This is a genomic window from Undibacterium sp. RuRC25W (genome assembly GCF_049339825.1).
Taxonomy (GTDB): domain Bacteria; phylum Pseudomonadota; class Gammaproteobacteria; order Burkholderiales; family Burkholderiaceae_D; genus Undibacterium.
In genome coordinates this window covers 1-26,213 of the sequence record NZ_JBMPPD010000007.1, presented here as the reverse complement: position 1 = coordinate 26,213, position 26,213 = coordinate 1, and the positions used below count along the sequence as shown (strand labels likewise).

Below are 26,213 nucleotides of genomic sequence, written 5' to 3'. Positions count from 1 at the left end.
GAAAAATTTACTGATTTAATTTGGAGGCACGATCAAATGCTTCTAGGATAGGTTGTAGCCGTTCACGTTTTAATTTCAATGCAGCCTGATTCACGACCAGTCGCGATGAAATATCCATGATGTGTTCAACTTCGACTAAATTATTTGCCTTGAGGGTGTTACCGGTACTGACCAGATCGACAATTGCATCTGATAAGCCAACTAGCGGCGCTAACTCCATCGAGCCATATAGTTTAATCAGATCAACGTGAACGCCTTTGCTCGCAAAATGCTCACGGGCTGTTTCAGTGTATTTCGTCGCAACCCGCAAACGCGCGCCCTGACGTACCGCTTTGGCGTAGTCAAAACCAGCTGAGACTGCGACCGATACGCGGCATTTCGCGATATTGAGATCGATAGGCTGATACAGCCCTTCGCCACCATGCTCGTGCAATACGTCTTTACCAGCCACGCCAAAATCAGCGGCACCGTACTGCACATAGGTTGGAACGTCAGATGCACGTACGATGATGACGCGTACGCCCGGATCATTGGTCGCAAGGATCAATTTGCGTGATTTTTCCGGATCTTCCATGACACGGATACCAGCAGCCTCAAGCAGCGGCAAGGTTTCTTCAAAAATACGACCTTTGGATAAAGCCAGTGTCAGTTGTGTCGTCTGTGATGTCGTCATTATTTCACTCGTTGAATATTGGCACCAACCGCTGATAATTTCACTTCAATACGGTCGTAGCCGCGGTCGAGGTGATAAATCCGGTCAATCAGGGTTTCGCCTTCAGCGACCATCCCTGCGATCACTAGCGATGCAGAAGCGCGCAAATCTGTCGCCATGACTGGCGCACCGATGAGTTTATCAACGCCATTGACGTTGGCGGTATGACCGTCAATATCGATTGACGCACCGAGTCTGTTGAGTTCTTGCACGTGCATAAAGCGATTTTCGAAAATCGTTTCAGTAACACGGCTATTGCCCTCTGCGATACAGTTCATCGCCATAAACTGGGCTTGCATATCGGTTGGAAAACCTGGGTATTCGGTTGTACGGAATCCCACCGCTTTTGGACGTGCACTCATTTGCGCGCGGATCCAGTCAGGGCCGGTCGTCAGAACCACACCTGCTTCACGTAACTTATCCAGCGCCACATCCAGAATATCTGTACGTGTGTTGGTCACGGTAATGTCACCGCCCGTAGCAGCAACAGCACATAAAAAGGTCGCCGTTTCAATCCGATCTGAAATTACTGTGTGCGTCGCGCCATGTAGACGGTCAACACCTTCAATTACTAGACGGTCGGTACCGATACCTTCAATTTTCGCCCCCATCGCGACGAGCAGGTTGGCTAGGTCGGTAACTTCCGGTTCACGCGCGGCGTTTTCCAGAATCGTCACCCCATCAGCCAGCGTTGCCGCCATCAACAGATTTTCAGTACCCGTGACCGTGATCATGTCGGTCACCACGCGTGTACCTTTGAGGCGGGATGCTTTGGCATGGATGTAACCAGCTTCGATGGTGATGTCTGCTCCCATCGCTTGCAAACCTTTAATGTGCTGATCCACCGGGCGTGAACCAATGCCGCAACCGCCCGGTAAAGACACTTTGGCCTCGCCAAAGCGGGCAACCAAAGGACCAAGAACCAAGATGGAAGCGCGCATAGTTTTGACCATGTCGTACGGTGCTTCCAGTTTATCAATCCCATTGCCACGCAGGGTCGTGACGCCGTTTTCTTGCGTCACGCTAACGCCCATCTGGCGCAGCAATTTAAACATGGTGCTGACGTCCTGCAACGACGGGACGTTGTGCAATACCAATTCATCCGACGTCAGGAGTGCGGCACATAAAATCGGCAATGCAGCATTTTTTGCACCGGAGATACGGATATCCCCATTCAGGCGAGTGCCGCCAGTAATCAGTAATTTATCCATTATGCTTGATACTCTTCTGGCGTCAGGGTTTTCATTGATAAAGCATGGATTTCTTCGCGCATGCGGTCACCCAACACAGCGTACACCAGTTGATGACGCTGAATCGGACGCTTGCCTGCAAAGGCGGCGGAAACAATCACAGCATTAAAATGCTGACCATCACCTTCAACTTCAAGGTGGGTACATTCCAGACCAGCTGCAATGTAGTTTTTAATTTGTTCAGGAGTAGGAAACACAGCTTATCTTTCTAAAACTAAATGAATGACGTCTTTTAACTCGCATCATTACACAATCACACGATCGTGCAATCTCAGTGATGCGGTCTCAGTGACGCAACTTATAACCACGCTTCAACATTTGCAATGCAATTGTCGCCAGCAAAATAAAAAATACCGTAACGATCACCAGACTATGCACTGGATCTACATCGGATTTACCAAAAAAGCCAAAACGGAAACCGTCAATCATGTAGAAAAACGGATTAAAACGCGACAAAGTCAGCCAGAATGGTGGCAAAGAATGGATCGAGTAAAACACGCCAGACAAGAAGGTGGCAGGCATAATCAGGAAATTCTGAAATGCAGCCAATTGATCAAATTTCTCTGCCCAGACACCCGCAATCAATCCCATCGTTCCCAGCATGGCCGCGCCCAACAGCGCAAACAACAAAATCCATAATGGCGACACGAAACTCAGATTTGCAAACCACACCGTCACAATAAACACACCAGAACCAACGGCGAGTCCACGCAGAATCGCTGCCAGCACATAAGCACTGAAAATTTCCCAGTGCGATAAAGGAGGTAACAACACGAACACCAGATTGCCGGTAATTTTGGACTGGATCAATGACGAAGAAGAATTAGCAAAAGCATTTTGCAACACGCTCATCATCACCAGTCCCGGTACCAGAAAGGCGGTATAACGCACGCCTGGGTACACCTGCACATGATCTTCAAGGACATGCCCAAAAATCAGCAAATACAATAAAGCAGTCATGATAGGCGCAGTAATGGTCTGCGTCGCTACTTTCCAGAAGCGCAGGACTTCTTTGTATAAGAGAGTATTAAAACCAGTCATGTTTCTCATTTTCAGCCTTCCATAATTTGCAGGAAGACATCTTCCAGATCTGCTTGCAACAGTTGCATGTCCTCAATAAAGCAACCTGCCTGACGGAATTGAGCCAGCATTGCTTCTACTTGCGAATAGTCTGTGACGCGCAAGATATGCTGACGTGGGTCAGATGGTGTTTCATGGCTGATGATTTTACTGCGCAATGCAGGTGGTAAGGCAATATTACCGTCCTGCCGCAACGTCACTCGTAATTGCGAACCAGAAATGCGCTTGATCAGCGCGGCGGTACTATCGAGTGCCACGACTTTACCCTGTTTTAGCATCGCAATACGATTACATAATGCCTGCGCTTCTTCAAGGTAATGTGTAGTCAGGACGATGGTGTGTCCTTCCCGGTTTAAGCGTGCGATGAATTTCCATAGCGTCTGGCGTAACTCAACGTCAACACCAGCGGTCGGCTCATCAAGAACAATCACTGGCGGTTTGTGGACAAGCGCTTGCGCGACTAAGACACGACGTTTCATGCCGCCCGATAAAGCCCGCATATTGGTATCGGCTTTATTGGTGAGATCAAGATTTTCCATGATCTCATCAATCCATTTATCGTTATTTTTGATCCCAAAATAACCAGACTGCATCCGTAATGTTTCACGAACGGTAAAAAATGGATCAAATACCAGTTCCTGCGGAACAACGCCGAGATTACTGCGCGCTTGACGATAATCAGTAACAACATCGTGTCCCTTGACAGTAATCGTACCGGCGTCAGCACGGTTTAAGCCAGCGAGAATCGAAATCAACGTTGTCTTACCTGCACCATTTGGACCGAGAAGTCCAAAAAACTCACCTTCTTCAATAGAAAGCGAGACGCCACCTAAAGCCTGTAAAGACTGATAGCGTTTTTGTATATTGCTAATTTGTATGGCTGCCATGTGGCGTGCTCGCACTAAAGTGCTCTAAAGAAGTCGGAAAAATGATGAATCATTTGCTTCGTCAATACGCTAATAAGGACGAAACCTTTGATTATAGGGGATTTTCAGAGATTGAACTGAAACAAGACGCGGTCAAAGCCGCGAAAAAACTTCCCCTGACGAGAAGCGTCAATGTCGCTCGGCAGGAGAAAGCTGGAATTGTCCTGTCAGACCGTAAAGCTGTATCAAACTGACCAGACTGGCAGGCACTGAATGAAAGTGAAGCGTTTTTTTGAGTTGCGACGCCTGACGTTGCCATTCGATCATACTGGTAACGGCGGTGGAGTCTATCTGTAACAGATCCGAAAAATCGAAATCCAACTGCCCTTGAGCAATTGCTGCATTACCTGCAGAAACTTGCTTTCGGGCATTATTCTGGGATAGTTCGCCGACTAATTTATACACAGAATACTTTCAATCAAAAATTATTTTGAAGCAGCTTTATTTGGTGCTGCAGCAAGCTTTTTATTTTTTTCAGACAAAGTCTTGATCAAACCATCAATGCCAGACTTACTGATTGTTTCAGTAAAAGTCCCCTTGTAGGTTTCGACCAACCACGCGCCAAGGACGTTAATATCGTAAATTTTCCAGCCTGTCGCCGACTTAGCGAGGCGGTAGTTCAACTGAATAGGATCACCACGGGACTGGATCACCTGGGAACGAACTTCAACCTCAGTATCATCTGGCGCAGCGCGCAACGGTTTAAATTCGACTCGCTGATCTTTAATTTGCGAGATCGCACCAGAATAAGTAAAGACCAGCAATGTGCGGAACTCTTTCGTCAACTGTTGTTGTTGATCAGGCGTTGCGTCACGCCAGTTTTTGCCTGCAGCCAACGACGTCATCCGTTGAAAATCAATATACGGAAGAATCTTAGATTCAACCAGATCGTAGACGCGCTTTTGATTGCCCGCTTGGATTTCTTTATCGTTTTTTGCCAGGTCAAGGATTTCTTGACTGATACGCTTAACCAACTGATCAGGTGCCTCGTCCGCCGCCACTGCGGGAGTAGATAACATTGCGCCAACGAAGGCCAACAGGAAAATCTGTGCAATAAAGCTTTTTACCGATGTCATTAATTTCATTTTTGATCCATATCTAGCGAAGCCAAAAAAACAGGTTATTGGTTTATTTAGCTACTTTTCTTTTGGGCCGTTAAATGCCCGACCTAACCATCTTAACCTAAATAGAATTTACTCGTCATCCGGATGGATTTCATTGGCTCTGCGCTGAAGATAGGCATCACGAATAAACACGTACTTGTCTAATGCGGCATCTTCAATCAGCGAACCTGCATCAAGAACGCCTGCACGCAAATCGACCAGACGAACAACACTGCCGGTATTACGGATGTACATCGGTCTGTAATAAGACCAGGCATCACCGTAAAAATCGACCGGTTCAGCCAAGGCATCACGTACTGTCGTTGGTCCAAGAACCGGTAAAACCAGATAGGGACCTGATCTGACACCCCAGTAACCGAGCGTCTGTCCAAAATCTTCTTTATGCTTGGTCAAACCAGCAGGTGAACCAATATCGAGCAAACCACCCAGACCAAAGGTCGTGTTCAGACCAACCCGCATAATACCGGTCACTCCGTCTCCGCCTTTACCTTGAAGTAAGCTGTTGAAAGCGCTCCAGATATCGCCGATATTACCGAAAAAATTACCAATCCCAGTTTGAACAAAGGATGGCAAAACATCGTGATATACCTGTGCCACAGGCTTAACTACCGCTTGGTCGACACTATCATTGAAATTAAACATTGCGCGATTAAAGCCTTCCAACGGATCGCGGGGATTTTGACCAATGTTCGTCTTAACCGCGATCGCGTCGATCGTTTTATCTGCTTTATCCTTGATCTTGTCTACCGTGACAGTAGTGCATGCTGTTGTCAACAAGCTAACCGCCAGAGTTAACAACATCCCAAAACGAGGTTGATTCATTTTATTTGTAAGATATTTCATTTTTTCTCATCCGAACTGCTGTCTGCCGACTTGCTAAATAAAAACTGACTGATCAGGTTTTCAAGAACGATTGCCGACTGCGTCATCTTAATTCTGTCACCGGCGACCAGATTATTGGTATCTCCACCGGCCTCTAAACCAATATATTGCTCTCCTAGCAAACCTGCCGTCAGGATTTTTGCCGAACTGTCTTTAGGAAAGTGGTAACGGGTATCCAAACGTAACGTCACCGTTGCTTGAAACGTTTTATCATCAAATTTAATCTCCGTAACCCGCCCGACGACCACGCCTGCACTTTTAACGGCAGCACGTGGCTTCAGGCCACCAATATTGTCGAAACGGCTTACCACATCGTAGGTCTTGTCCAAAGAAAGTGAACTCATATTTCCAGCCTGTAGCGCTAAAAACAAGAGTGCCGCTGCACCAAGTACAACGAACAAACCAACCCAGAAGTCTAAAGATTTTTTTTGCATTCTATTTCCTAACTTAATCCTCTCACCCTAATAAAAGCGGGGAGTCTTTGTCATTTGCCTTCATTGTCGTTCAATATCCATTGATCTCAATGGTGACATTCCGTATCAAAACCTGCTATCAAGTGATTGGTTCCGTCAATGCTGTTTACTGAAACATCCATGCAGTTAATAAGAAATCCAGCGCTAGCACCAACAGCGAAGAAATCACGACGGTACGCGTTGTCGCCCGTGCCACGCCTTCGGGCGTTGGCTGTGCTTCATACCCTTGGAATAGCGCCACAAAAGTTACTGCAAAACCAAATACGATACTCTTTATAACGCCGTTACCGATGTCCTGCCAGACTTCAACGCCGGCCTGCATTTGGGACCAAAAAGAACCCTCATCCACACCGATCAGTTTCACACCGACGATATAACCACCGATAATGCCCATTGCGTTAAAAATAGCCGTCAAAATCGGCATGGATATCAAGCCAGCGATAAACCGTGGCGCCAAAACCCGTTCGATAGGGTCGACCGCCATCATTTCCATGGCAGCCAACTGTTCGCCGGCTTTCATGAGACCAATTTCTGCCGTCAGTGATGTCCCCGCACGCCCCGCAAAAAGCAACGCAGTCACAACTGGCCCCAATTCGCGCGTCAGCGACAGGGCAACCAACAATCCCAACGCCTCTTCTGACCCATACCGATTCAAGGTGTAATAGCCCTGGTAACCCAGAACAAAACCAACAAACAAACCAGAAATCGCGATAATAATCAGCGAATAATTACCAATAAAATGAATCTGATCAGTAATAAGTCGAGGTCTGCGCCATAAACCTGACGCGCTACGCAAAATTAAAAAGAAGCTACGTGTCGCGTAACCCAAATCACTCGCAGACTCGCGTACCCATTTACCTATGTTTTCTATCATAATGTCTGCCCTTTCAAGCCCAGATCCTCTAACAACGATTTACCTGGATAGTGAAAAGGCACTGGACCATCCGCCTCTGCGTGTACAAACTGTTTAACGTAAGGATCTTCAGATGCAAGCATTTGTTCCGGTGTACCGTTAGCGACAATTTTTCCTTGGGACAAGAAATAAACATAGTCCGCAATAGCAAAAGATTCATGAACGTCGTGCGATACCAGTATCGTTGTAGACCCCAATGCGTCGTTCAAGTTCCGGATCAGATTGGCGGTAACACCCATCGATATCGGATCAAGTCCGGCGAAAGGTTCGTCGTACATCATCAGTTGCGGGTCAAGTGCGACGGCGCGTGCAAGTGCCACACGGCGCGCCATACCACCAGAAATCTCTGATGGCATCAGATTTGCCGCATTGCGCAAACCAACCGCTTGTAATTTCAGCATGACCAGATCGCGGATCATGGCCTCAGTCAAATCTGTATGTTCACGGATCGGAAAAGCTACGTTATCGAAGACACTAAGATCAGTGAATAATGCCCCATGTTGAAATAACATGCCCATCTTTCTACGGATGGCGTACAAGCCTTTGTTATCCAACTCTGGAATTTGCTGTTCGTCAACGCTAATGCCACCGGACTGAGGGCGAATTTGTCCGCCAATCAGACGCAAAATAGTTGTTTTTCCCGATCCAGAACCGCCCATGACAGCGATTACTTTACCGCGCGGAAAATCCATCGTCAGCCCGGACAAAATTGTCCTTGCTCCATAACTAAACTCTACATTACGAATTTCTACGAGATTTGCCACGTCAGAGATGTGTGATTACAAAAACTAGATTGTAATGCAGATCTGCAAAGGAAGTTGTGACAAGAAGTATATTAAAAATGCAAGAAAATTGCAATAATTTTGCCTTTAGGATTATTTTCAAAACAAATAGCAACAAAAGACGTATTTTGTCATTATTTATTCATTTTGTTGCTATTTAACAAGTAAAATTAATGAATTTAAAGTCATTAATTTTATAAATTTTTGTAATTTTTTAAAAAAAATGACTGATTTCAACTTTTCAGAAGAAATCAGTCATTCGATGTGGCGGTGCAATCGCGAGCGATGACCGCTCACGATGAGGGATTAACGCGGCAATACCGAATTGCCCATTAAAAAGGCATCAACTTCGCGTGCGCACTGGCGGCCTTCGCGGATCGCCCAAACCACCAGAGACTGACCGCGACGCATATCACCTGCAGCGAACACCTTGTCGACGTTGGTTTTATAGCAACCAATACCATCTGTCGTCGCTTTAGCATTGCCGCGGGCATCTTTATCGACACCAAACGCATCCAACACTTGCTGCACCGGAGAAACAAAGCCCATCGCCAGCAAGACCAGATCCGCTTTCATTTCAAATTCAGAATCCGGCACTTCTTGCATTTTTCCGTCTTTCCATTCGACGCGGCAAGCGATAAGCTTATCCACTTTGCCGGCTTTTCCTTCCAGACGCTTCGTTGCTACCGCCCAATCACGCTCACAGCCTTCTTCATGCGAAGACGATGTGCGCAATTTGGTTGGCCAGTACGGCCAAACCATCGGTTTATTTTCTTGCTCTGGCGGTTGTGGCATTAATTCGAATTGCGCAACAGATTTTGCACCATGGCGATTTGACGTACCGACGCAATCAGAGCCAGTATCACCGCCACCAATCACAACAACATGCTTGCCGCTTGCCATGATCTGGTCTTTGACCTTGTCACCCGCATTGACTTTGTTTTGCACAGGCAAAAAATCCATCGCAAAATGCACGCCTTTGAGCTCGCGCCCTGGCACTGGCAAATCACGCGGTGTTTCTGCACCACCGGCGATGATCACTGCATCAAATTCTTTTTGTAACTGTTCTGGTGAAATGGTTTCTTTTGACCAGTTGGTAATGGATGCTGGGAAATCTTTACCCACAAACACACCAGTAAGGAAAGTCACGCCTTCCGCTTGCATCTGCTCAACACGGCGATCGATATGCGACTTTTCCATTTTAAAATCGGGAATACCGTAACGCAGCAAACCACCGACACGGTCATTCTTTTCAAAAACCGTGACGTCGTGTCCGACACGTGCGAGTTGCTGTGCCGCGGCCAGACCAGCAGGACCCGAGCCAACAATCGCAATTTTTTTACCTGTTTTGGTTGTTGGTACTTTTGCTGTTACCCAACCGTTTTCCCAGCCTTTATCGATGATGTAATGCTCAATCGATTTAATGCCGACTGCATCTTCATTAATCCCCAATGTACATGCTGATTCGCACGGTGCTGGACAAATACGACCAGTAAATTCTGGGAAGTTATTGGTTGAATGCAAGACCTCTAATGCTTGCTTCACGTTGCCGTTGTAGACCAGGTCATTCCAGTCAGGAATGATGTTATTGACTGGGCAACCGTTATTACAAAACGGGATACCACAATCCATGCAACGTGCAGCTTGCACCTTAGATTGCGCATCATCGAGATGCACCAAAAATTCTTTGTAATGCTTTTTACGTGACTGTGGCGCTTCGCTGGCTTCTTGCAAGCGCTGGTATTCCATAAATCCGGTTACTTTACCCATAATCTGACCTCAATATCGTTGCGGGCTGGCCGCCCTGAATTCATTTTTTCCTCTTACGCCAGTGAGACTGAGACGTAAGAGGCAATACATGGCTAAGCTTGGTGTTACGCAGCCTTCACCACCACTGTTGCAGCTTGTTTAGCGGCATACATTTCAGCCAATGCTCGTTTGTATTCAGTCGGGAATACTTTAACGAATTTGGCGCGGCTGCGTGCCCAGTCATCCAGCAAATTGCGTGAACGTGTGCTGCCTGTGTGCTTGAAATGACGCTCGATCAAGGTGCGTAAGATCGCTTCATCCGTTTCACCTTCACCACCACGAAGGCGGCTATGCCAGATAGCTTTGTCAATCGTCGCTGCCTGAACATCGCCTGCCAATACGGGCTCCAGTGTCACCATGGACATATTGCATTTCGCTTCAAATTCACCGTCTGGATCGTACACGTAGGCGATACCACCTGACATACCCGCTGCAAAGTTACGTCCGGTATTACCCAGAACAATGACCGTACCACCAGTCATGTATTCGCAACCATGATCGCCAGTACCTTCAACGACTGTCACGGCACCAGAGTTACGGACAGCAAAACGTTCGCCAGCAACGCCATTGATAAATGCTTCACCAGAGATCGCACCGTACAAAACGGTATTGCCGCAGATGATATTGTCAACAGCCCAACCACGGAATTCAGTATTTGGACGAATGATGATGCGACCACCAGACAAACCTTTACCGACGTAATCGTTACCTTCGCCCACCAGATCTAGCGTCACACCCTGCGCCAAGAATGCGCCAGCTGACTGACCTGCTGTCCCTTGCAACTGAATATGAATCGTATCGTCTGGCAAACCAGCATGACCGTATTTCTTCGCTACTTCACCGGACAACATCGCACCAACGGTACGGTTTAAGTTTTTGATTGGCGAAATGAAGGATACTTTTTCGCCAGTTTCTAACGCGCTCTTCGCTTGTGCGATCAGTTTGTTATCCAGTGCTTTTTCGAGGCCATGATCTTGTACATCAACATGGCGGATATCGGAATGCGCAGTGGTTTCTGGCTGATGGAAGATCTTCGCAAAATCAAGACCTTTTGCTTTCCAGTGCGAAACTGCTTTGGATTTATCGAGCAGATCAACACGACCGATCAATTCATCGTACGTACGTACGCCCAGTTGCGCCATGATCTGACGTACTTCTTCTGCAACGAAGAAAAAGTAGTTCACAACATATTCTGGCTTACCAGAGAACTTGGCACGCAGTACCGGATCTTGTGTTGCCACACCAACTGGGCAGGTATTGAGGTGACACTTACGCATCATGATGCAACCCTCAACTACCAGCGGTGCTGTCGCAAAGCCGATTTCATCCGCGCCGAGCATCGCAGCAATCGCAACGTCACGACCGGTTTTCATCTGACCGTCAGCTTGTACGCGGACACGACCACGCAAGCCATTCAGTACCAAGGTCTGCTGTGTCTCGGACAAGCCCAGCTCCCATGGTGTACCTGCATGTTTAATCGACGACAACGGTGATGCACCTGTACCACCATCATGGCCAGCGATCACAACGTGGTCTGCTTTCGCTTTAGATACACCCGCTGCAATCGTACCAACACCCACTTCGGAGACCAACTTGACTGAGATCGATGCTTTTGGATTGACGTTTTTCAAGTCATGAATCAGCTGCGCCAGATCTTCAATCGAATAAATATCGTGATGCGGTGGTGGCGAAATTAAGCCCACACCAGGAACAGAGAAACGCAACTTAGCAATGTATTCGGACACCTTGTGACCTGGCAGCTGGCCACCTTCGCCAGGCTTGGCGCCCTGCGCCATTTTGATCTGAATCTGATCAGCAGAAATCAGATATTCAGCAGTCACACCAAAGCGACCAGAGGCTACCTGTTTAATACGTGAACGCAGCGAATCGCCATCTTGCAGAGGGATATCCACTTCGATCTGTTCACGACCAATCACCGATGCGAGACTTTCACCTTGCTTAATTGGAATGCCTTTGAGTTCTTGCTGGTAACGCGCTGGATCTTCACCGCCCTCACCTGTGTTAGATTTACCGCCGATACGGTTCATCGCAATCGCTAGTGTCGCATGCGCTTCAGTACTAATCGAACCAAGTGACATTGCGCCCGTTGCGAAGCGTTTAACGATTTCTTTCGCTGACTCTACCTGATCCAGTGGGATCGCTTTCGCCGGATCGATTTTGAATTCAAACAAACCGCGCAAAGTCATATGACGCTTGGATTGATCGTTGATGATCTGCGCATATTCTTTGTACGAATTGTAGTTATTGGCACGTGTCGAGTGTTGCAACTTGGCGATCGCATCTGGCGTCCACATGTGATCTTCACCACGGATACGGAATGCATACTCACCACCAGCATCAAGCGCATTTTCAAGCACAGGATCTGCACTGAACGCTAATGTATGCAAACGCAATGCTTCTTCAGCGACTTCAAAAACGCCAATACCCTCGACGTTAGATGCAGTACCTTTAAAGTATTTGTCGACCAATGATTTATTGAGGCCAATTGCTTCAAAAATCTGGGCACCACAGTAAGACATATAAGTCGAAATGCCCATTTTGGACATGACTTTCATGAGACCTTTACCGACCGCTTTGGTGTAGTTATAAATCGCTTTTTCAGCAGAAATATCGCCTGGCAAACTGTTAGCCAGCTCAGCCAGTGTTTGCATTGCCAAGTAAGGATGAACAGCCTCAGCACCGTACCCTGCTAGCAAAGCAAAATGGTGCGTTTCGCGAGCGGAACCTGTCTCGACGACGAGGCCTGTTGTGGTGCGCAAGCCTTTGCTGACCAAATGCTGATGCACGGTGGATGTCGCCAATAACGCTGGAATGGCGACAAAATTAGCATCCATCTTACGATCAGTGATGATCATGATGTTATGGCCGGATTTAACCGCATCAACCACTTCAGCACAAATAGATGCCAGACGCGCTTCAATGCCATCTTTGCCCCATGCGACCGGATAGCAGATATCGAGTTCATAGGATTTAAATTTGCCGCCCGTATTGGCGCTGATGTTACGCAACTTAGCGATATCGTCGAAATTCAATACCGGTTGCGCTACTTCGAGGCGCATTGGTGGGTTGATATTGTTCGTATCAAGCAGATTTGGTTTTGGTCCAATAAACGACACCAGCGACATCACCATCGCTTCGCGGATAGGATCGATTGGTGGGTTAGTGACCTGCGCAAACAGCTGTTTGAAGTAGTTGTACAGAGGCTTGAGTTTGTTAGACATGACGGCTAATGACGAATCATTACCCATAGAACCAATCGCTTCTTCGCCGCTGACCGCCATTGGCGTCATCAGGAACTTGATGTCTTCCTGGGTATAACCAAACGCCTGCTGACGATCGAGTATCGTAGCCGATTCTGGTTGCGCGTCGACTGTCCCTTTAAGTTCGTTGAGCTTAATACGAACAGAGCTAATCCATTGCTTGTAAGGCTTCGCATTGGCGTAGGTATCTTTGATCTCTTTATCATCAATAATACGACCTGCTTCCAAATCAATGAGGAACATCTTACCTGGTTGCAGACGCCATTTTTTGATGATTTTGGATTCTGGAATTGGCAATACGCCGGATTCCGATGCCATCACCACCAGATCATCGTCAGTCACGATATAACGCGCTGGACGCAGACCATTTCTATCTAACGTGCCGCCGATCTGACGACCATCGGTAAAGGCCATTGCCGCTGGACCATCCCATGGTTCCATCATCGCTGCATGGTATTCATAGAATGCACGACGGTTTTCGTCCATCATGCCGTGGTTTTCCCATGCCTCTGGAATCATCATCATCATTGCCTGAGCAATTGGATAACCCGCCATCACCAATAATTCAAGCGCATTATCAAAACTGGCGGTATCTGACTGACCTTCGAAAATCAACGGATACAGTTTTTGCAAATCATCACCCAGAACGGCAGACTTCATGACGCCTTCACGAGCACGCATCCAGTTGAAGTTGCCTTTGACTGTGTTGATTTCACCGTTGTGCGCGATCATGCGGTACGGGTGAGCCAGTGGCCATTCTGGGAATGTATTAGTAGAGAAACGTTGATGCACTAACGCCAGCGCAGAAACGCAGCGTTCGTCCTGCAAGTCTTTGTAGTAGACGCCGACCTGATCGGCCAGCAACAAGCCTTTGTAGACGATGGTACGGGCAGACATGGATGGTACGAAGTATTCTTTACCGTGAATCAGTTTTAAGGCTTCAATCGCATGAACTGCTGACTTGCGAATCACGTATAACTTACGCTCTAACGCGTCAGTCACCATAATATCTGGACCACGACCGATGAAAATCTGACGAATCACTGGTTCTTTTTCGCGTACCGTCGGCGACATTGGCATATCGCGATCCACAGGTACATCACGCCAACCCAAAACGACCTGACCCTCTATGCGGACAGCGCGTTCGATTTCCTGTTCGCAAGCAAGACGAGAAGCATGTTCTTTAGGCAGGAAAATCATACCCACACCATATTCGCCAGGTGGCGGCAATTGCACGCCCTGTTTGGCCATTTCTTCGCGATAGTACTGATCTGGAATCTGAATCAATACACCTGCGCCATCGCCCATCAGGGCATCGGCACCCACAGCACCCCGGTGATCGAGATTTTTTAAAATCAGCAAGCCTTGTTCAACGATGGCGTGATTTTTCTTACCTTTGATGTGCGCGATAAAACCTACACCACAGGCGTCATGTTCGTTCGATGGATCGTATAAACCTTGGGCTTGCATAGCTATCTCCAGAGAGCAAAATTGAAAGTCTGAGAAAGAGAATAGTGCAGTGCAAAAGAAAGTTCAACTAAAATATTCAGGGTCAGAGTGCTATAAATTTATCGTTAATTGGAGTAAATTTTTACTAGGGTCAGAGTCAATTTATATTCATTTGGGGCATGGATAGAGGTCGTCGCCTCAGGCCTCTTCAATGCGTCTTAGTCCTGCACGTCCTTGCGCGGACGCCCTGGCTTCGCAGGCTCGACTCTCCGCTCACTGAGCTTTGCCATCTCATTTTTGAATCCTGCGGAGCCCAACAGCCACCCCTTATCTGTCGCTTCCGTGAGGACCTTAATTTCTTTGGACGAAACAGATGATGCAATCATTTCTTTGTAATTGGCTTCACGTTGAAATGGGGTATTACCCAAAGCCCAAAAAATAGGATGGTCAGAAACCAGTGGGTCCAACCTTTGCCCTGCATGATGTTGATAACTTGACCACGGATATTGAGCTGCATCAGGCACCAGTCCTGACCTGACCGGATTGGTCTCCATATACACACTGCAGGGCAGAAAATAAGTTTCCGCCTCCAGCACCGTCGCTTTAAACCTTCCTTGCCACAAACTTCCGGAACGTTGATATTTCCTGTTGAAGTAAGGAACATAAAAACGTCCAATAAACTGCATCATCTTACTTAACCCCTGCTCATCCGAGGGGCTCACCGCAAAATGCACATGATCTGGCATCAGCACATAGGCGTGAATCGCCACGCGATATTGCTTTGACGCCTGCAATAAAAAACCCAGAAACGTTCGGTAATCGTCATCATCTCTAAACAATGAGATGCCATCATGACAGCGCTGTATCACGTGATGCAAAGCATGTGGAATGACCAAACGAGGAAGTCTTGCCATACAGTGGGGTCCAAAAATAGCTCAATTGTAGAACAGAAGGCTCGCAGAAAATTGAAATTACCTCGACTGACCAATAAAACTGATCGTCATATCGATGTTTTGCTTAAATAAAATATTTCAAATCAGGATAAAGTCATCAACAATTCAATTTGTTCTGGGATAATAAAATCCCACGGAAATATGATTTAAAACAACTGATGTGCAAAAAAATCCGTATTGCGCACAAACTTTCTTTGCTTTCGGCTCCACCGCCGGTCAGATAAAACGATTGCACGGAATATCCAGAACAACTCAATATAACGAGACAACGATGAACTCACTGAAAAATCAATTATCGGTAGGAAAACGCCTAGGACTCGGATTTACCTTGATCCTTGCACTATCGCTAATTACTACGCTAGTCGCATTAACACGATTGAGTAACGTTGCTAATTTAACACGAGAGTTGTTAAAAGATCCTTTAACCACTGAACGCCTGGTCAGTGATTGGTACCGGAACATTCATACTGGGGTTCGTCGTACAACTGCCATTGCCAAAAGCACGGATCCCTCCCTCGCCGCTTTCTTCAAAGCCGATCAGGACGAATCCACACGTACCTCAGGGATGTTGCAAAAATCGATCGAAGAACATTTAAATACCGACAAGGAGAAATCCTTGTTTAAAGAAATTTTAGAAGCCAGAAAAGCCTACCTTGATGGCAGAGAAAAAGTCATCGCCCTAAAAAAGGAAGAAAAAACAGATGAGGCGAATCAAGCATTGGAACAAATTTTCATTCCTGCCTCTGTAAATTACATTAAAAAAATAGAAGAATTACTCAAGCTTGAGCGCGAACAGATTGACCAGACTGCCGATGATATCGCAGCGACCTACGAAAGTAGTCGCAATGTCATGATCATCTTGACTATCATCGCGGCAAGTTTATCCGCGGTCCTCGCCTGGCTTATTACCGGCTCAATCACTAAGCCATTGATCGATGCAACCGATATTGCCAAAAAAATGGCGCAAGGTGATCTGACTCATTCAGTCACAATCCGGCGGCAAGATGAGATTGGCGAGCTCGTGGAGGCAATTAATGGCATTAGCGAAGGGTTGAGCCACGTGATTGCAGACGTCAGACAAGGAACCGAAACGATTCATGTGGCGGCAAGTGAAATTGCCGCTGGCAATTCGGACTTATCGTCGCGTACTGAATCTCAGGCCGGCTCATTAGAAGAAACCGCCTCTTCCATGGAAGAGTTGACCTCGACAGTCAAACAAAATGCCGATAATGCACGTCAGGCTAATCAGTTGGTCGTCACCGCGACGGGTGTTGCAATCAAAGGGGGTGATGTTGTCGAACAGGTCGTCACGACCATGGGCTCCATTAAAGAGAGCTCAAACAAAATCGTCGATATTATTTCAGTTATTGATGGGATTGCATTTCAAACCAATATTCTGGCATTAAATGCTGCCGTAGAAGCCGCCCGCGCGGGTGAGCAGGGACGAGGTTTTGCGGTTGTTGCCTCCGAAGTACGTAATCTTGCACAGCGTAGCGCCTCAGCAGCAAAAGAGATTAAATCGCTCATCGATGATTCAGTTGAAAAAGTCGATTACGGTAATAAATTAGTCGATACGGCAGGTAGGACGATGAAAGAAATTGTCACCAGCGTTCAGCATGTGGCTGACATCATGGCAGAGATCACTTCAGCAAGTCAGGAACAAAGTTCAGGCATCGAGCAAGTCAACATTGCCATTAATGAAATGGACCAGATGACGCAACAAAATGCAGCACTGGTTGAGCAGGCAGCTGCGGCTGCAGAGAGTATGCGGGAGCAGTCATCGAAACTGTCCCATGTAGTAGCACAATTCAGAATCGCAGAACAATTCAACACAAGCCTAGCATCTACACCTGCCACAGCAAGGCAACCGTTACCAACATCATCACGACCAACTCGGTTACCTAAACCAGCAACAGCATCCGCAACTCGCAAGCCAATCGTAAAAGCACAACTTGGCAATACAAGCCATAACGATGACTGGGAAGAGTTCTAAGGTCATCGCACCTGAATGCGATATAACGCAGACAAAAAAGCACAAGCAGCGATGAACTGCTTGTGCTTTTTTGTTATTGGCTTATCTGGTAAAACAGATTACAGGTAAGCCGGAACCATCTCGTTTTTTTGTGCTTTGAGGCGAAACGCACTCAATGCTTTAGAAGCGTCTGGAACTTCGCGGACTTCTGGTTGCGCACTCATCAGTTCAGAAATACGGCTTTTCAGCGCTTTCGCTTGGGTCGCTAATTTGAAATGCGCCTGACGTGTCGTCTGAACGATGCTCCAGCGCACAACTGGCGCTTGCAATGTACCGTCGAGCAAAGCGCGGTCACGCAGCCATTTTTCGAAGGAACGCGATGGTAGATCACTTTCAATCCAAATCAAATTATCCGATGTCATTTTTTTATTATCGGAAGAGCGAACTAAAATTTCGTAAATCATTTCCAGACTCCTTTTAGAATGGAATCTTCGCTATCCCCAAAAGTGCTGGCAAAGATTCTTTAGTATCCAAAACGATGGCAACAAGAATCCGGTTGACAAGAAAAGTTACAAAAACCTGAAATTCTTTAATTATTTTTCTTTTTTTTGATTGAAAATTCTAAATTTATAATTTTTTTGATAATTAAATTATCTTTTTTAAAATTTTTATCGTAAAAAAGTAATACAAATTGTAAGTATCCATATCGTGGTATTGATCGCCCAGAATGAAGTAGGTAACGTTGAAATGAAGGGACGACAATAACCGTCCAAGCTATCGTTGTTAACTTTTTAGCCTTCGACAACAGACAAGGTCATCGTCGGCCCTCACATTTTTTATCGTATGGTAGAAAGGCCACAACACTCCCGCTAAGGCCTAACATAGGTTATTGCTTTCTTAACGGTATTTGAAGACAATACAACAGGAAGTTATCTGCGCTTAAAATGGTTTAAGCTTCCCCCACCGCCTCATATATCAGCATCAGATTAGACTGCAATCGGGTCTGCAACAAACTCACTCAGTAGGTCGTTTGTGTTCTGGATGTGTGTTTTACGCTGACCAAATCGAACTCGCGATTCACATTACCAGACTCCTACGGAGAAATGTATGCATTTGACGTTAAAACAAAAAATGCTTTTTATTGTGCTGGTAGTGGGTATTGGCCTCGCCAGCGTTTCCAGCTTTATTTTATTTGAGCTCGATAAAGTATTTAATAAAGCCAACTATGGTAATTCAAACAGTGTTGGTAGCATAATAATTTTAACCAATGCTCGCAAAGCGTTTAATCAAACGCAATTGCTAGTGAGTTCATATATTTCTAACAGTGATCCACAAAAACTGATCGATATTAAAAAAAACATCGAAAAGAATCGGAATATTATTACTACGAATCTGACTTCATATGAAACGAATGGTTGTCTTGCTGCCACGTGTATCAGCGATGAAAAAGATCAAAACTATCTCAACCAGCTAAAGACACTGTGGCAGAACATTAGCTTTGAAATAGACACATTACTGACACCGCAAAACAAAGTAAATAAGATTGCAACCAACAGTCAACTATCTGGTGAGAGGTTCCACGCACAAGCTGACCAGTTTAATTTGGTCATGCAAGACATCATTCTTTATAACGCCAAATTAGGCAATGATAGTGCCAGTGAAGCGCTACTATCTAAAAGTCAAGCACTCGTCGAGAGCATCCTAATCTCTATCCTAATGCTCGCCATCATTACCGTTATCTGCCTTTTGCTAACGCGTGCTGTGTTGCGTAATTTAGGCGGGGATCCTCAGCAAGTCACTGAGATCGTCAAACGTGTAGCAACGGGAGACCTGTACTTAAGTCAAGATGTAGATAAAGCACCCGAAGATAGTTTGCTAGGCAACATCAAAAAACTGGTCCGTAATCTCGACGATCTCGCAGTACAGACCGATCTGATTGGTAAAGGTGATTTTTCTAAGAAAGTAAAGATTTTATCTGAGCATGACAAGCTGAGTTTATCGATCAATAACATGACCGCCTTACTGCAGGATGCAAAAATAGATAATGACACCAGTAACTGGCTCAAAGACGGTAATGGGCAGCTTACCAGTGCGCTAACGGGCGATTACTCTATTGAGGAATTAGCAGACATCAGCGCCGCCATCCTAGGGCGATATCTCAACGCCGGGCGTGCGGTCATTTATATCTACAAAGACAATGATGACGCCTTAGATCTGATGGGAAGTTACATGTACTCAGAGGCTGCCCCTCGGGGTTCACGATTCAAGCTTGGAGAAGGTGCTATTGGTCAGGTAGCACGCGAGCGAAAGCCTATCATTCTCACTACCCTTGATCACGATGCGGCACCAATCAAGACAGGCACCACCAGCAGCAAGCCACTCTTTACCTATACCTATCCATTGCTGCGAGATGGCGCATTGATGGGGGTTGTAGAGTTAGCGAGTTTCATTAAATTTGAACCTAGTGAATTAGATTTTTTATCCACTGCATGTGGAATCATCGCCTCGTTCCTCTATATCGCGGGGCAGCGAGAGAACATCCGCACTTTATTAACGAAGGCGACGACAACCGAACAAGATGCACGCCAACAAAGTGAACGTCTGCAATTCGCTAATACACAAATGGAAGAACAGCAACAACAACTGCAGCAACAGAGTGAAGAACTACGTCAGGCAAATTCCCAAATGGAAGAACAGCAGCTCATTTTGGAACAAAATAATCAGGCTTTAAAACAGTCCCAACTTAAACTTGATCTGAAAGCGAAAGATTTAGAGAATTCAGGCAGATATAAATCCGAGTTTTTAGCCAATATGTCGCATGAGTTACGCACACCACTTAATGCGATTATTTTGCTATCAAAAATCATGTCAACGAACAATGATCAATCGCTGTCACCGGAAGATGTCAAACGCGCTGAAGTCATCCTGCGATCTGGCAAAGATTTATTAGCGTTGATCAACGACGTGTTGGATCTGTCTAAGATCGAAGCAGGTCATATGGATATCTTTTATTCAGAAATCTCCACAAGCGCTTTTTCTTCCTACCTGCACGATTTGTTTAGCGCCCAAGCTGAAGAAAAAAATATAGCGTTCGTGATCGATAATCAGTTAACAACCGACTTTGTGAGCGATCACGATAAGCTGGCACAGATTCTGAGAAATCTCCTTTCAAATGCGTTTAAATTTACAAAAAAAGGCAGTGTTACGCTGCGATTAAGTAGACGACCAGACCACCGCTTACCTATTTGTCTGAGTGTGATCGACACAGGAGTAGGTATCCCGAAAGAAAAACAAGAAGTAATTTTTGAAGCTTTTCGTCAAGCCGATGGCTCAACATCACGCGAATTCGGAGGTACTGGTCTCGGCCTGACTATCAGTCAGAGTATTTCAACATTATTAGGAGGTGTCATTGAGATTCACAGTGCGACAAATGAAGGGAGCACCTTCTCTCTCTATTTGCCTGAAAAACCGGTTGGCTGGGTAGCTAAAGTTAGTAATACTCAGGCTGCCAAATTGTCGAGTGCCGCAGAGCTTCAACCACTCATCGATGACCGTCTGCAAATCAAAGAAGGTGATAAGCTAATTTTGTTGATCGACGATGATCCTGTATTTCGTTTGGCGCTACTGGAAATCAATCGCCGCCTCGGGTACAAGACAATTCTCGCTGAAAATGCGGCACAGGGTATCGCTATGGCGCGTAGCTATCAACCATCCGGAATCTTACTCGATCTAGGATTACCTGATATGGATGGTGCGTTGGTATTGGAAAAAATTAAATCATCACGGGATCTCGCGTCGATCCCAGTTTATATTGTGTCAGCCCGAGATCACAGCGCAGCCAAAGAGTTGACACAAAGCATAGGTTATCTCCAAAAACCGGCCAATGAAAGTCAGTTGATCGAAGCGGAAGTGACCTTGCTCTCATTCGTTCATAACACGCGCGCGCAATCGGTACTCACCATCTGTAGTGGCGGCATTAGTACAGCAGACGTCAAAAGATTACTCACGACTTATCCTGATCACGATGCAATGCACCTCGAGGAAGTTCACGCAGACAAAGATATCTCCACCATCACCACCGAACGTAACTGGAGTATCGCGATTATTGACCTGACAGGAATCACGGTTCAGCGTGGCCTTGAAATTGCGCTAACGACGAAACAAAATCATACGGACACAGCCCTGATTTTTTTTAGTTCAGACAATCTGGGCGAAAGCGATGAGGCAAGCTTACAGCGCTATTCTGACTGCATCATTGTCAATACGCCACAGTCTGAATCAAGATTACAACTCAATATTGAACGATTCTTGAATCAACTCAAGCAAATACCTGCGATTAAACCAATCAACAGTGGTCGAGATACGCATCAGAAAGAATTGGCTGGACACGCGATTTTGATTGTTGATGATGACCCACGGAATCTGTTTGCGGTGACAGCTGCGCTGGAACAACACGGGGCAAAAGTACTGTGTGCAATCAATGGCAGGCTCGCGTTAAGTATATTAGAAAAAGAAGGGGTCGATCTTATTTTGATGGATATTATGATGCCAGAAATGGATGGTTTTGAAGTCATCGCAGCGGTGCGGAAAAACCATCTGCTGGCCGATATTCCTATCGTTGCATTGACAGCAAAAGCGATGCCGCAGGATAAGCAGCGTATTCTTGACGTTGGCGCTAACGATTATTTGTCCAAGCCTGTTGACTTTGATGACCTGATCAATATGTCAAAGAAATGGGTTAATCGTCAGGGGCAACGTTAAGGTGGACATATTCATTCGACAGTCTGAGAGGTCCCAGAGAATTTGTGTCTTGGGAAAAATTCAAAGTGATATCGACATTCAAGAATTAATGTCAGCCATCAATGCAACTGCTGAGCAGACATCATTAGAAATCGATTTTTATGATGCTGATCATCTCACAGCAGAAGTGCTAGCGATTCTGCGTGAGTGCGCAGATCGCCGTCCGGAATTTAAAGTGGTTACTTATCACAGTTTATTAGGTCAGCGTTTATTACGCCTAAATTTGCCAGTACAGCAAAAAATAGTAGAAGCGGATGTAAAAAGAAGTTTGCAATGCCAGGTGCTCGCTATCGCTGGATCAGCCAATAGTCTCGATAAGCTGATGTATATCGTCGAGAAACTACCAGTAGAAAAAAGTAGCATCTTTGTTTTACAACACGTTCTAGAAGACCAAATTAATTTATTGGATAGTCTGCTACGGGTAAAAACGAATTACGCTGTCGTGATGCCACATCATATGGTTCGCGTTGTCCCTGGGACGATTTATATTGCTCCACCCGGTCATCACATGAAAGTAGCACATGGGTTCATTTATCTGACGCAAGATAAAAAAATGCAATTTGCCAGACCATCAATTGATGTGTTGTTTGAGTCACTGGCGCTGGAATATGGTGACAAAACAACGGCGGTTGTCTTGTGTGGATTAGGCAGCGATGGTGTCGCAGGCTGTACAGCGTTAAAGGAGGCGGGGGCGACGGTCATTATTGAGGACTCATCCGAATGCGCTGGTGGAACGGCAATGCCCGATGCTATTAAAAAAGCCAGTCAGAACCATTACGTGTTCAGACATCAAGTCATTGCTAGTATTTTGGCAGCCTATCTTGAAAACGACACATCCTCCCTGAGTGATAACGCGCTCAGCGGATTTTTACATGCGCTCGATCTGCAGTATGGATTTGATTTTAAAAACTATCAGCGCGACAGTCTAGCGCGTCGTATTCAACATCTGATGGACCGTTTTCATTTTCCCCACTTTGCTGATTTTCAGTTAGCCGTTCTTTCCAGCGATTCTTTATTTGAACGGATGTTAGCGGAAATATCCGTTGCGGTAACACAATTTTTTCGTCATCCAGCGCAATTTACCCAACTACGACAACATGTACTTCCGTATCTGAATAGTTTTCCGGTGATCCGTATCTGGTCTGCTGGCTGCGCAACTGGAGAAGAAGCTTACTCTTTAGCAATTCTGGCCCACGAATTACACATTGAAAAAAAATGCAGGATTTTTGCGACGGATATCAACCAGCACTTACTCGATATCGCGGCAACCGCTAGCTATCCATTAGAAGAGCTGGTAATAGCGGAGAGCAATTATTTGCAAACTGAGGGGCCCGGGGAATTTAACAATTACGTCGATGTGAATTCTCGCTATCTGAGTTTGAAAGGAAATTACAAAAAACTTCCCACTTTTCATCAACACTCGCTGGTCAATGATGGAAGTTTTAATGAATTTCAGCTTATTATCTGTCGTAATGTCTTAATTTATTTCGACACAGAATTACAAAAAAAAATATTGCAGCGTTTTTTTCTTTCTTTGCATAGTGATGGTTTTCTGGTGCTGGGTCCCCAGGATGGCTTAGATGTTCTGGCACGCTCGGTTGGATTGACTCCTTTCATTAAGGGGACGACAATTTATCGTCGGAACAACGAGAAGAATAATGACTGAAGAATTTTTAGTACTGATCGTCGACGATAATGTTAATAATATCTTTGCACTCAAGCTATTATTGACAAAATTGCCGGGAATCAAAATTCTAGAAGCAAGCTCCGGTGAAGACGCACTGCTGCTGTGCATCCAGCATCAGGTTCATCTGATCTTACTCGACATCCAGATGCCAAAAATGGATGGATACGAGACTGCACGCCATCTACAGATGATGGACCGCACCCGAACTATTCCCATCGTTTTTCTGACAGCACATTTACGCAGCGAAGCGTTTATTCAACAAGGTTATGCCCTCGGCGCTGTCGACTACCTCACCAAGCCGATTGACGATAATTTACTGCTCAACCGAGTACGCCATTATCAGCACTTATATGATCGCGAAACTAATTTACGGGAAAAAACCAACGAGCTGCAAAACACGACGCATCAGTTACAAAACACACTTGATCGTCTGCAACAAACCCAAGCCCAGTTAATTCAATCTGAAAAATTAGCCGCGCTCGGTAGAATCGTTGCTGTCGTGGCCCACGAACTCAACACGCCAATAGGCAATTGCCTCACCGTTGCCACGACACTGGATGAAAAAAATCAGGCATTTGAAACGATCATTAAAAGTGGTGAACCATTAAAGCGCGGACAAATGCTTGACTATCTCGCACAGACACATGAGGCGATGAATATGATTGCTCGTGGACTAGGTCGTGCCGGTGAGTTAGTAGAAAATTTTAAAAAAATATCCGTCGATCAGGAGTCTGATGAAAAGAAAAAATTTGATCTTAAAACAGTCATAGAAACAACAATCACCTTACTCTCATTAAATGATAAAGAGTCGCGCTGGGCAATAAAAATTGACGTCGCACCGACGATCATTCTTCACAGTTACCCTGAAACGATAGAACAAATCATTGCTATCTTGTTTGACAATGCACTCACCCACGGGTTTGAAGGAAAACATCAGGGACTGATCCACATTACAGCCCAAAGTAATCATCATAAGTTATGGCTGAGTTTTTCCGATGATGGTTGTGGCATGTCTGAGGAAACGCTGCAACGTATTTTTGATCCTTTTTTTACTACCCGTCTTGGAAAAGGCAATAATGGGCTAGGTATGAGTATCTGTTATAACTTGATCGAAGGTATTCTAGGGGGGCATATCAACGTCCAGAGCCAACTTGGTGCTGGCACAACCGTTCATATCGAAATTCCACTCGTCGCACCAGAACTCGCTCTCAGTTGAACGCCTTCGTTCACTGACATCATTCAATGACATCGAGGAGGATATTTCTCTGAAAGACTGACCATATACGGCACAATCTGCAAATAGCATACCTTTCAGAGAGTACAGATTATTGACAAGTAATTTGCGCAATAACGCCGTTACCAACTGTGCCAGAGCCATTGCTAACGGTACAGGTTTGTTTCGTTGGTTGCGTATAGACAGTCACCACATATTTTGCCCCGACAGCCAGTGGAGTAGGAAATATAAAACTTCCACCAGTACTCGTATAGTTGTCCTTAGCATTATTCTGCAAAATCACACTCTGCCCTGATTGTAGCCCCGTGACATTGCCGTAGACATAGTTACTACTTGACACGTTCGCCAGACAGCTTACGGCGATGTTTGTCACGTTCGAACTATTTAAGTTACTGATCGTCCCAGAACCATTTGTGACAGAACATGTTTCGTTAATTGGTTGCGTTGACACAGTCACGTTATAGGCGCCGCCAGCTGACACTTTTGTTGCAAAAGTAAAGTTACCGTTCGCATTGACGGTCAGTGAGTCTGTGCCGTTATTGAGCAGCGTGACAGACGTCCCGCCAGACAAACCTGTCACCGCTCCACCAATAGTCCCCTCAAAAGACCCACCGCATCCTGTCAGTAAGGCGGTGCTTAACGAACAAAGTAAAAACAGTTTTAGGTTGTTCATCTTATTTATTTCCTTTCGCGAGTTCAATTTTGAAGTGCAAGCGTATTTTTGAAGAATACCTGATTGGGTGTAAGGTATCCTAATCTTTTTCTTGGTCGATTATTCAGTCTTTTCATGGCGTGATCAATCTCCTGTTGTGTAATCGTGGTGAAATCTCTGTTCTTCGGAAAGTATTGCCTAATCAATCCATTCGTGTTTTCGTTCGTTCCTCGC

Annotated in this window: 21 protein-coding genes; 4 read left to right on the top strand and 17 right to left on the bottom strand. The window is 45.7% G+C overall.

Annotated elements, in window-relative coordinates; genetic code table 11:
• Positions 1-7 precede the first annotated feature (7 nt).
• The 14 genes from hisG to ACO0KV_RS05090 form a co-directional block, all read right to left on the bottom strand.
• Positions 8-673 carry an ATP phosphoribosyltransferase gene (gene hisG / locus ACO0KV_RS05155; RefSeq protein WP_423040569.1) on the bottom strand — a complete coding sequence of 222 codons (666 nt, stop codon included), beginning with the start codon at positions 671-673 and terminating at the stop codon, positions 8-10.
• The gene (gene murA / locus ACO0KV_RS05150; RefSeq protein WP_423040567.1) at positions 673-1,923 is read right to left on the bottom strand and encodes a UDP-N-acetylglucosamine 1-carboxyvinyltransferase; all 1,251 of its coding nucleotides are present in this window, start codon (positions 1,921-1,923) and stop codon (positions 673-675) included. The genes hisG and murA overlap by 1 nt, the downstream gene beginning before the upstream one ends.
• Positions 1,923-2,159, bottom strand: coding sequence for a BolA/IbaG family iron-sulfur metabolism protein (locus ACO0KV_RS05145; RefSeq protein WP_186913030.1), 237 nt, complete (start codon positions 2,157-2,159; stop codon positions 1,923-1,925). Before ACO0KV_RS05145 ends, murA begins: the two co-directional genes overlap by 1 nt.
• An 88-nt stretch (positions 2,160-2,247) precedes the next feature.
• Positions 2,248-3,003, bottom strand: coding sequence for an ABC transporter permease (locus ACO0KV_RS05140; RefSeq protein ID WP_423040724.1), 756 nt, complete (start codon positions 3,001-3,003; stop codon positions 2,248-2,250).
• Positions 3,004-3,014: 11 nt separating this feature from the next.
• Positions 3,015-3,929 (bottom strand): ABC transporter ATP-binding protein, encoded by a 915-nt coding sequence (locus ACO0KV_RS05135; RefSeq protein WP_423040565.1) that lies wholly within the window; start codon positions 3,927-3,929, stop codon positions 3,015-3,017.
• A 168-nt stretch (positions 3,930-4,097) separates the two neighbouring features.
• Positions 4,098-4,373, bottom strand: a complete 276-nt coding sequence (locus ACO0KV_RS05130) for an STAS domain-containing protein (protein ID WP_423040563.1) — start codon at positions 4,371-4,373, stop codon at positions 4,098-4,100.
• A 20-nt stretch (positions 4,374-4,393) separates the two neighbouring features.
• Positions 4,394-5,053, bottom strand: coding sequence for an MlaC/ttg2D family ABC transporter substrate-binding protein (locus ACO0KV_RS05125; protein WP_423040561.1), 660 nt, complete (start codon positions 5,051-5,053; stop codon positions 4,394-4,396).
• Between the two features lie 108 nt (positions 5,054-5,161).
• Positions 5,162-5,935, bottom strand: a complete 774-nt coding sequence (locus ACO0KV_RS05120) for an MlaA family lipoprotein (RefSeq protein ID WP_423040559.1) — start codon at positions 5,933-5,935, stop codon at positions 5,162-5,164.
• Positions 5,932-6,408, bottom strand: a complete 477-nt coding sequence (mlaD, locus tag ACO0KV_RS05115) for an outer membrane lipid asymmetry maintenance protein MlaD (protein WP_423040557.1) — start codon at positions 6,406-6,408, stop codon at positions 5,932-5,934. The genes ACO0KV_RS05120 and mlaD overlap by 4 nt, the downstream gene beginning before the upstream one ends.
• 145 nt (positions 6,409-6,553) lie before the next feature.
• Positions 6,554-7,321, bottom strand: a complete 768-nt coding sequence (gene mlaE, locus ACO0KV_RS05110) for a lipid asymmetry maintenance ABC transporter permease subunit MlaE (protein WP_423040555.1) — start codon at positions 7,319-7,321, stop codon at positions 6,554-6,556.
• Complete coding sequence (locus ACO0KV_RS05105) at positions 7,318-8,124, bottom strand: ABC transporter ATP-binding protein (protein ID WP_423040553.1); 807 nt, start codon at positions 8,122-8,124, stop codon at positions 7,318-7,320. The genes mlaE and ACO0KV_RS05105 overlap by 4 nt, the downstream gene beginning before the upstream one ends.
• A gap of 324 nt (positions 8,125-8,448) precedes the next feature.
• Positions 8,449-9,912, bottom strand: a complete 1,464-nt coding sequence (locus ACO0KV_RS05100; protein WP_423040551.1) for a glutamate synthase subunit beta — start codon at positions 9,910-9,912, stop codon at positions 8,449-8,451.
• Positions 9,913-10,016: 104 nt separating this feature from the next.
• Complete coding sequence (locus ACO0KV_RS05095; RefSeq protein ID WP_423040549.1) at positions 10,017-14,702, bottom strand: glutamate synthase-related protein; 4,686 nt, start codon at positions 14,700-14,702, stop codon at positions 10,017-10,019.
• 197 nt (positions 14,703-14,899) lie between these two features.
• The gene (locus tag ACO0KV_RS05090) at positions 14,900-15,595 is read right to left on the bottom strand and encodes a transposase (RefSeq protein ID WP_423040547.1); all 696 of its coding nucleotides are present in this window, start codon (positions 15,593-15,595) and stop codon (positions 14,900-14,902) included.
• A 310-nt stretch (positions 15,596-15,905) separates the two neighbouring features.
• Here ACO0KV_RS05090 and ACO0KV_RS05085 point away from each other — a divergent pair, with 310 nt between their 5' ends.
• Entirely contained in the window at positions 15,906-17,627 is a 1,722-nt protein-coding gene (locus ACO0KV_RS05085; RefSeq protein WP_423040545.1) for a methyl-accepting chemotaxis protein, read from the top strand.
• A gap of 98 nt (positions 17,628-17,725) precedes the next feature.
• Here the strand turns inward: ACO0KV_RS05085 and ACO0KV_RS05080 are convergent, their stop codons facing one another.
• Positions 17,726-18,070: a hypothetical protein gene (locus ACO0KV_RS05080; RefSeq protein WP_423040544.1), complete on the bottom strand. Its 345-nt coding sequence runs from the start codon at positions 18,068-18,070 to the stop codon at positions 17,726-17,728.
• A 643-nt stretch (positions 18,071-18,713) separates the two neighbouring features.
• On the opposite strand from ACO0KV_RS05080, the gene ACO0KV_RS05075 reads away from it, so the two are divergent.
• Genes ACO0KV_RS05075 through ACO0KV_RS05065 form a run of 3 tightly spaced genes read left to right on the top strand, consistent with a single transcriptional unit; the run spans position 18,714 to position 25,309 of the window.
• Positions 18,714-22,367 (top strand): response regulator, encoded by a 3,654-nt coding sequence (locus ACO0KV_RS05075; RefSeq protein WP_423040542.1) that lies wholly within the window; start codon positions 18,714-18,716, stop codon positions 22,365-22,367.
• 49 nt (positions 22,368-22,416) lie between these two features.
• A complete protein-coding gene (locus tag ACO0KV_RS05070) occupies positions 22,417-24,072 on the top strand; it encodes a CheR family methyltransferase (protein ID WP_423040540.1) in 1,656 nt (551 codons plus the stop codon).
• Positions 24,065-25,309 (top strand): response regulator, encoded by a 1,245-nt coding sequence (locus ACO0KV_RS05065; protein WP_423040538.1) that lies wholly within the window; start codon positions 24,065-24,067, stop codon positions 25,307-25,309. The genes ACO0KV_RS05070 and ACO0KV_RS05065 overlap by 8 nt, the downstream gene beginning before the upstream one ends.
• Positions 25,310-25,418: 109 nt before the next feature.
• Here the strand turns inward: ACO0KV_RS05065 and ACO0KV_RS05060 are convergent, their stop codons facing one another.
• Both ACO0KV_RS05060 and ACO0KV_RS05055 read right to left on the bottom strand, forming a co-directional pair.
• The gene (locus ACO0KV_RS05060; RefSeq protein WP_423040536.1) at positions 25,419-26,000 is read right to left on the bottom strand and encodes a hypothetical protein; all 582 of its coding nucleotides are present in this window, start codon (positions 25,998-26,000) and stop codon (positions 25,419-25,421) included.
• A gap of 23 nt (positions 26,001-26,023) precedes the next feature.
• Positions 26,024-26,213: transposase (locus tag ACO0KV_RS05055; RefSeq protein WP_423040534.1), on the bottom strand; the 190-nt coding region annotated here is incomplete at its 5' end.

Excerpts from the sequence above, each read along its gene's own strand:
- ACO0KV_RS05085 (WP_423040545.1), top strand. The coding sequence starts at position 15,906 with ATGAACTCACTGAAAAATCAATTATCGGTAGGAAAACGCCTAGGACTC.
- murA (WP_423040567.1), bottom strand. The coding sequence starts at position 1,923 with ATGGATAAATTACTGATTACTGGCGGCACTCGCCTGAATGGGGATATC.
- ACO0KV_RS05090 (WP_423040547.1), bottom strand. The coding sequence starts at position 15,595 with ATGGCAAGACTTCCTCGTTTGGTCATTCCACATGCTTTGCATCACGTG.
- mlaE (WP_423040555.1), bottom strand. The coding sequence starts at position 7,321 with ATGATAGAAAACATAGGTAAATGGGTACGCGAGTCTGCGAGTGATTTG.
- ACO0KV_RS05100 (WP_423040551.1), bottom strand. The coding sequence starts at position 9,912 with ATGGGTAAAGTAACCGGATTTATGGAATACCAGCGCTTGCAAGAAGCC.
- hisG (WP_423040569.1), bottom strand. The coding sequence starts at position 673 with ATGACGACATCACAGACGACACAACTGACACTGGCTTTATCCAAAGGT.
- mlaD (WP_423040557.1), bottom strand. The coding sequence starts at position 6,408 with ATGCAAAAAAAATCTTTAGACTTCTGGGTTGGTTTGTTCGTTGTACTT.
- ACO0KV_RS05075 (WP_423040542.1), top strand. The coding sequence starts at position 18,714 with ATGCATTTGACGTTAAAACAAAAAATGCTTTTTATTGTGCTGGTAGTG.
- ACO0KV_RS05120 (WP_423040559.1), bottom strand. The coding sequence starts at position 5,935 with ATGAAATATCTTACAAATAAAATGAATCAACCTCGTTTTGGGATGTTG.
- ACO0KV_RS05060 (WP_423040536.1), bottom strand. The coding sequence starts at position 26,000 with ATGAACAACCTAAAACTGTTTTTACTTTGTTCGTTAAGCACCGCCTTA.
- ACO0KV_RS05080 (WP_423040544.1), bottom strand. The coding sequence starts at position 18,070 with ATGATTTACGAAATTTTAGTTCGCTCTTCCGATAATAAAAAAATGACA.
- ACO0KV_RS05135 (WP_423040565.1), bottom strand. The coding sequence starts at position 3,929 with ATGGCAGCCATACAAATTAGCAATATACAAAAACGCTATCAGTCTTTA.
- ACO0KV_RS05140 (WP_423040724.1), bottom strand. The coding sequence starts at position 3,003 with ATGACTGGTTTTAATACTCTCTTATACAAAGAAGTCCTGCGCTTCTGG.
- ACO0KV_RS05095 (WP_423040549.1), bottom strand. The coding sequence starts at position 14,702 with ATGCAAGCCCAAGGTTTATACGATCCATCGAACGAACATGACGCCTGT.
- ACO0KV_RS05125 (WP_423040561.1), bottom strand. The coding sequence starts at position 5,053 with ATGAAATTAATGACATCGGTAAAAAGCTTTATTGCACAGATTTTCCTG.
- ACO0KV_RS05065 (WP_423040538.1), top strand. The coding sequence starts at position 24,065 with ATGACTGAAGAATTTTTAGTACTGATCGTCGACGATAATGTTAATAAT.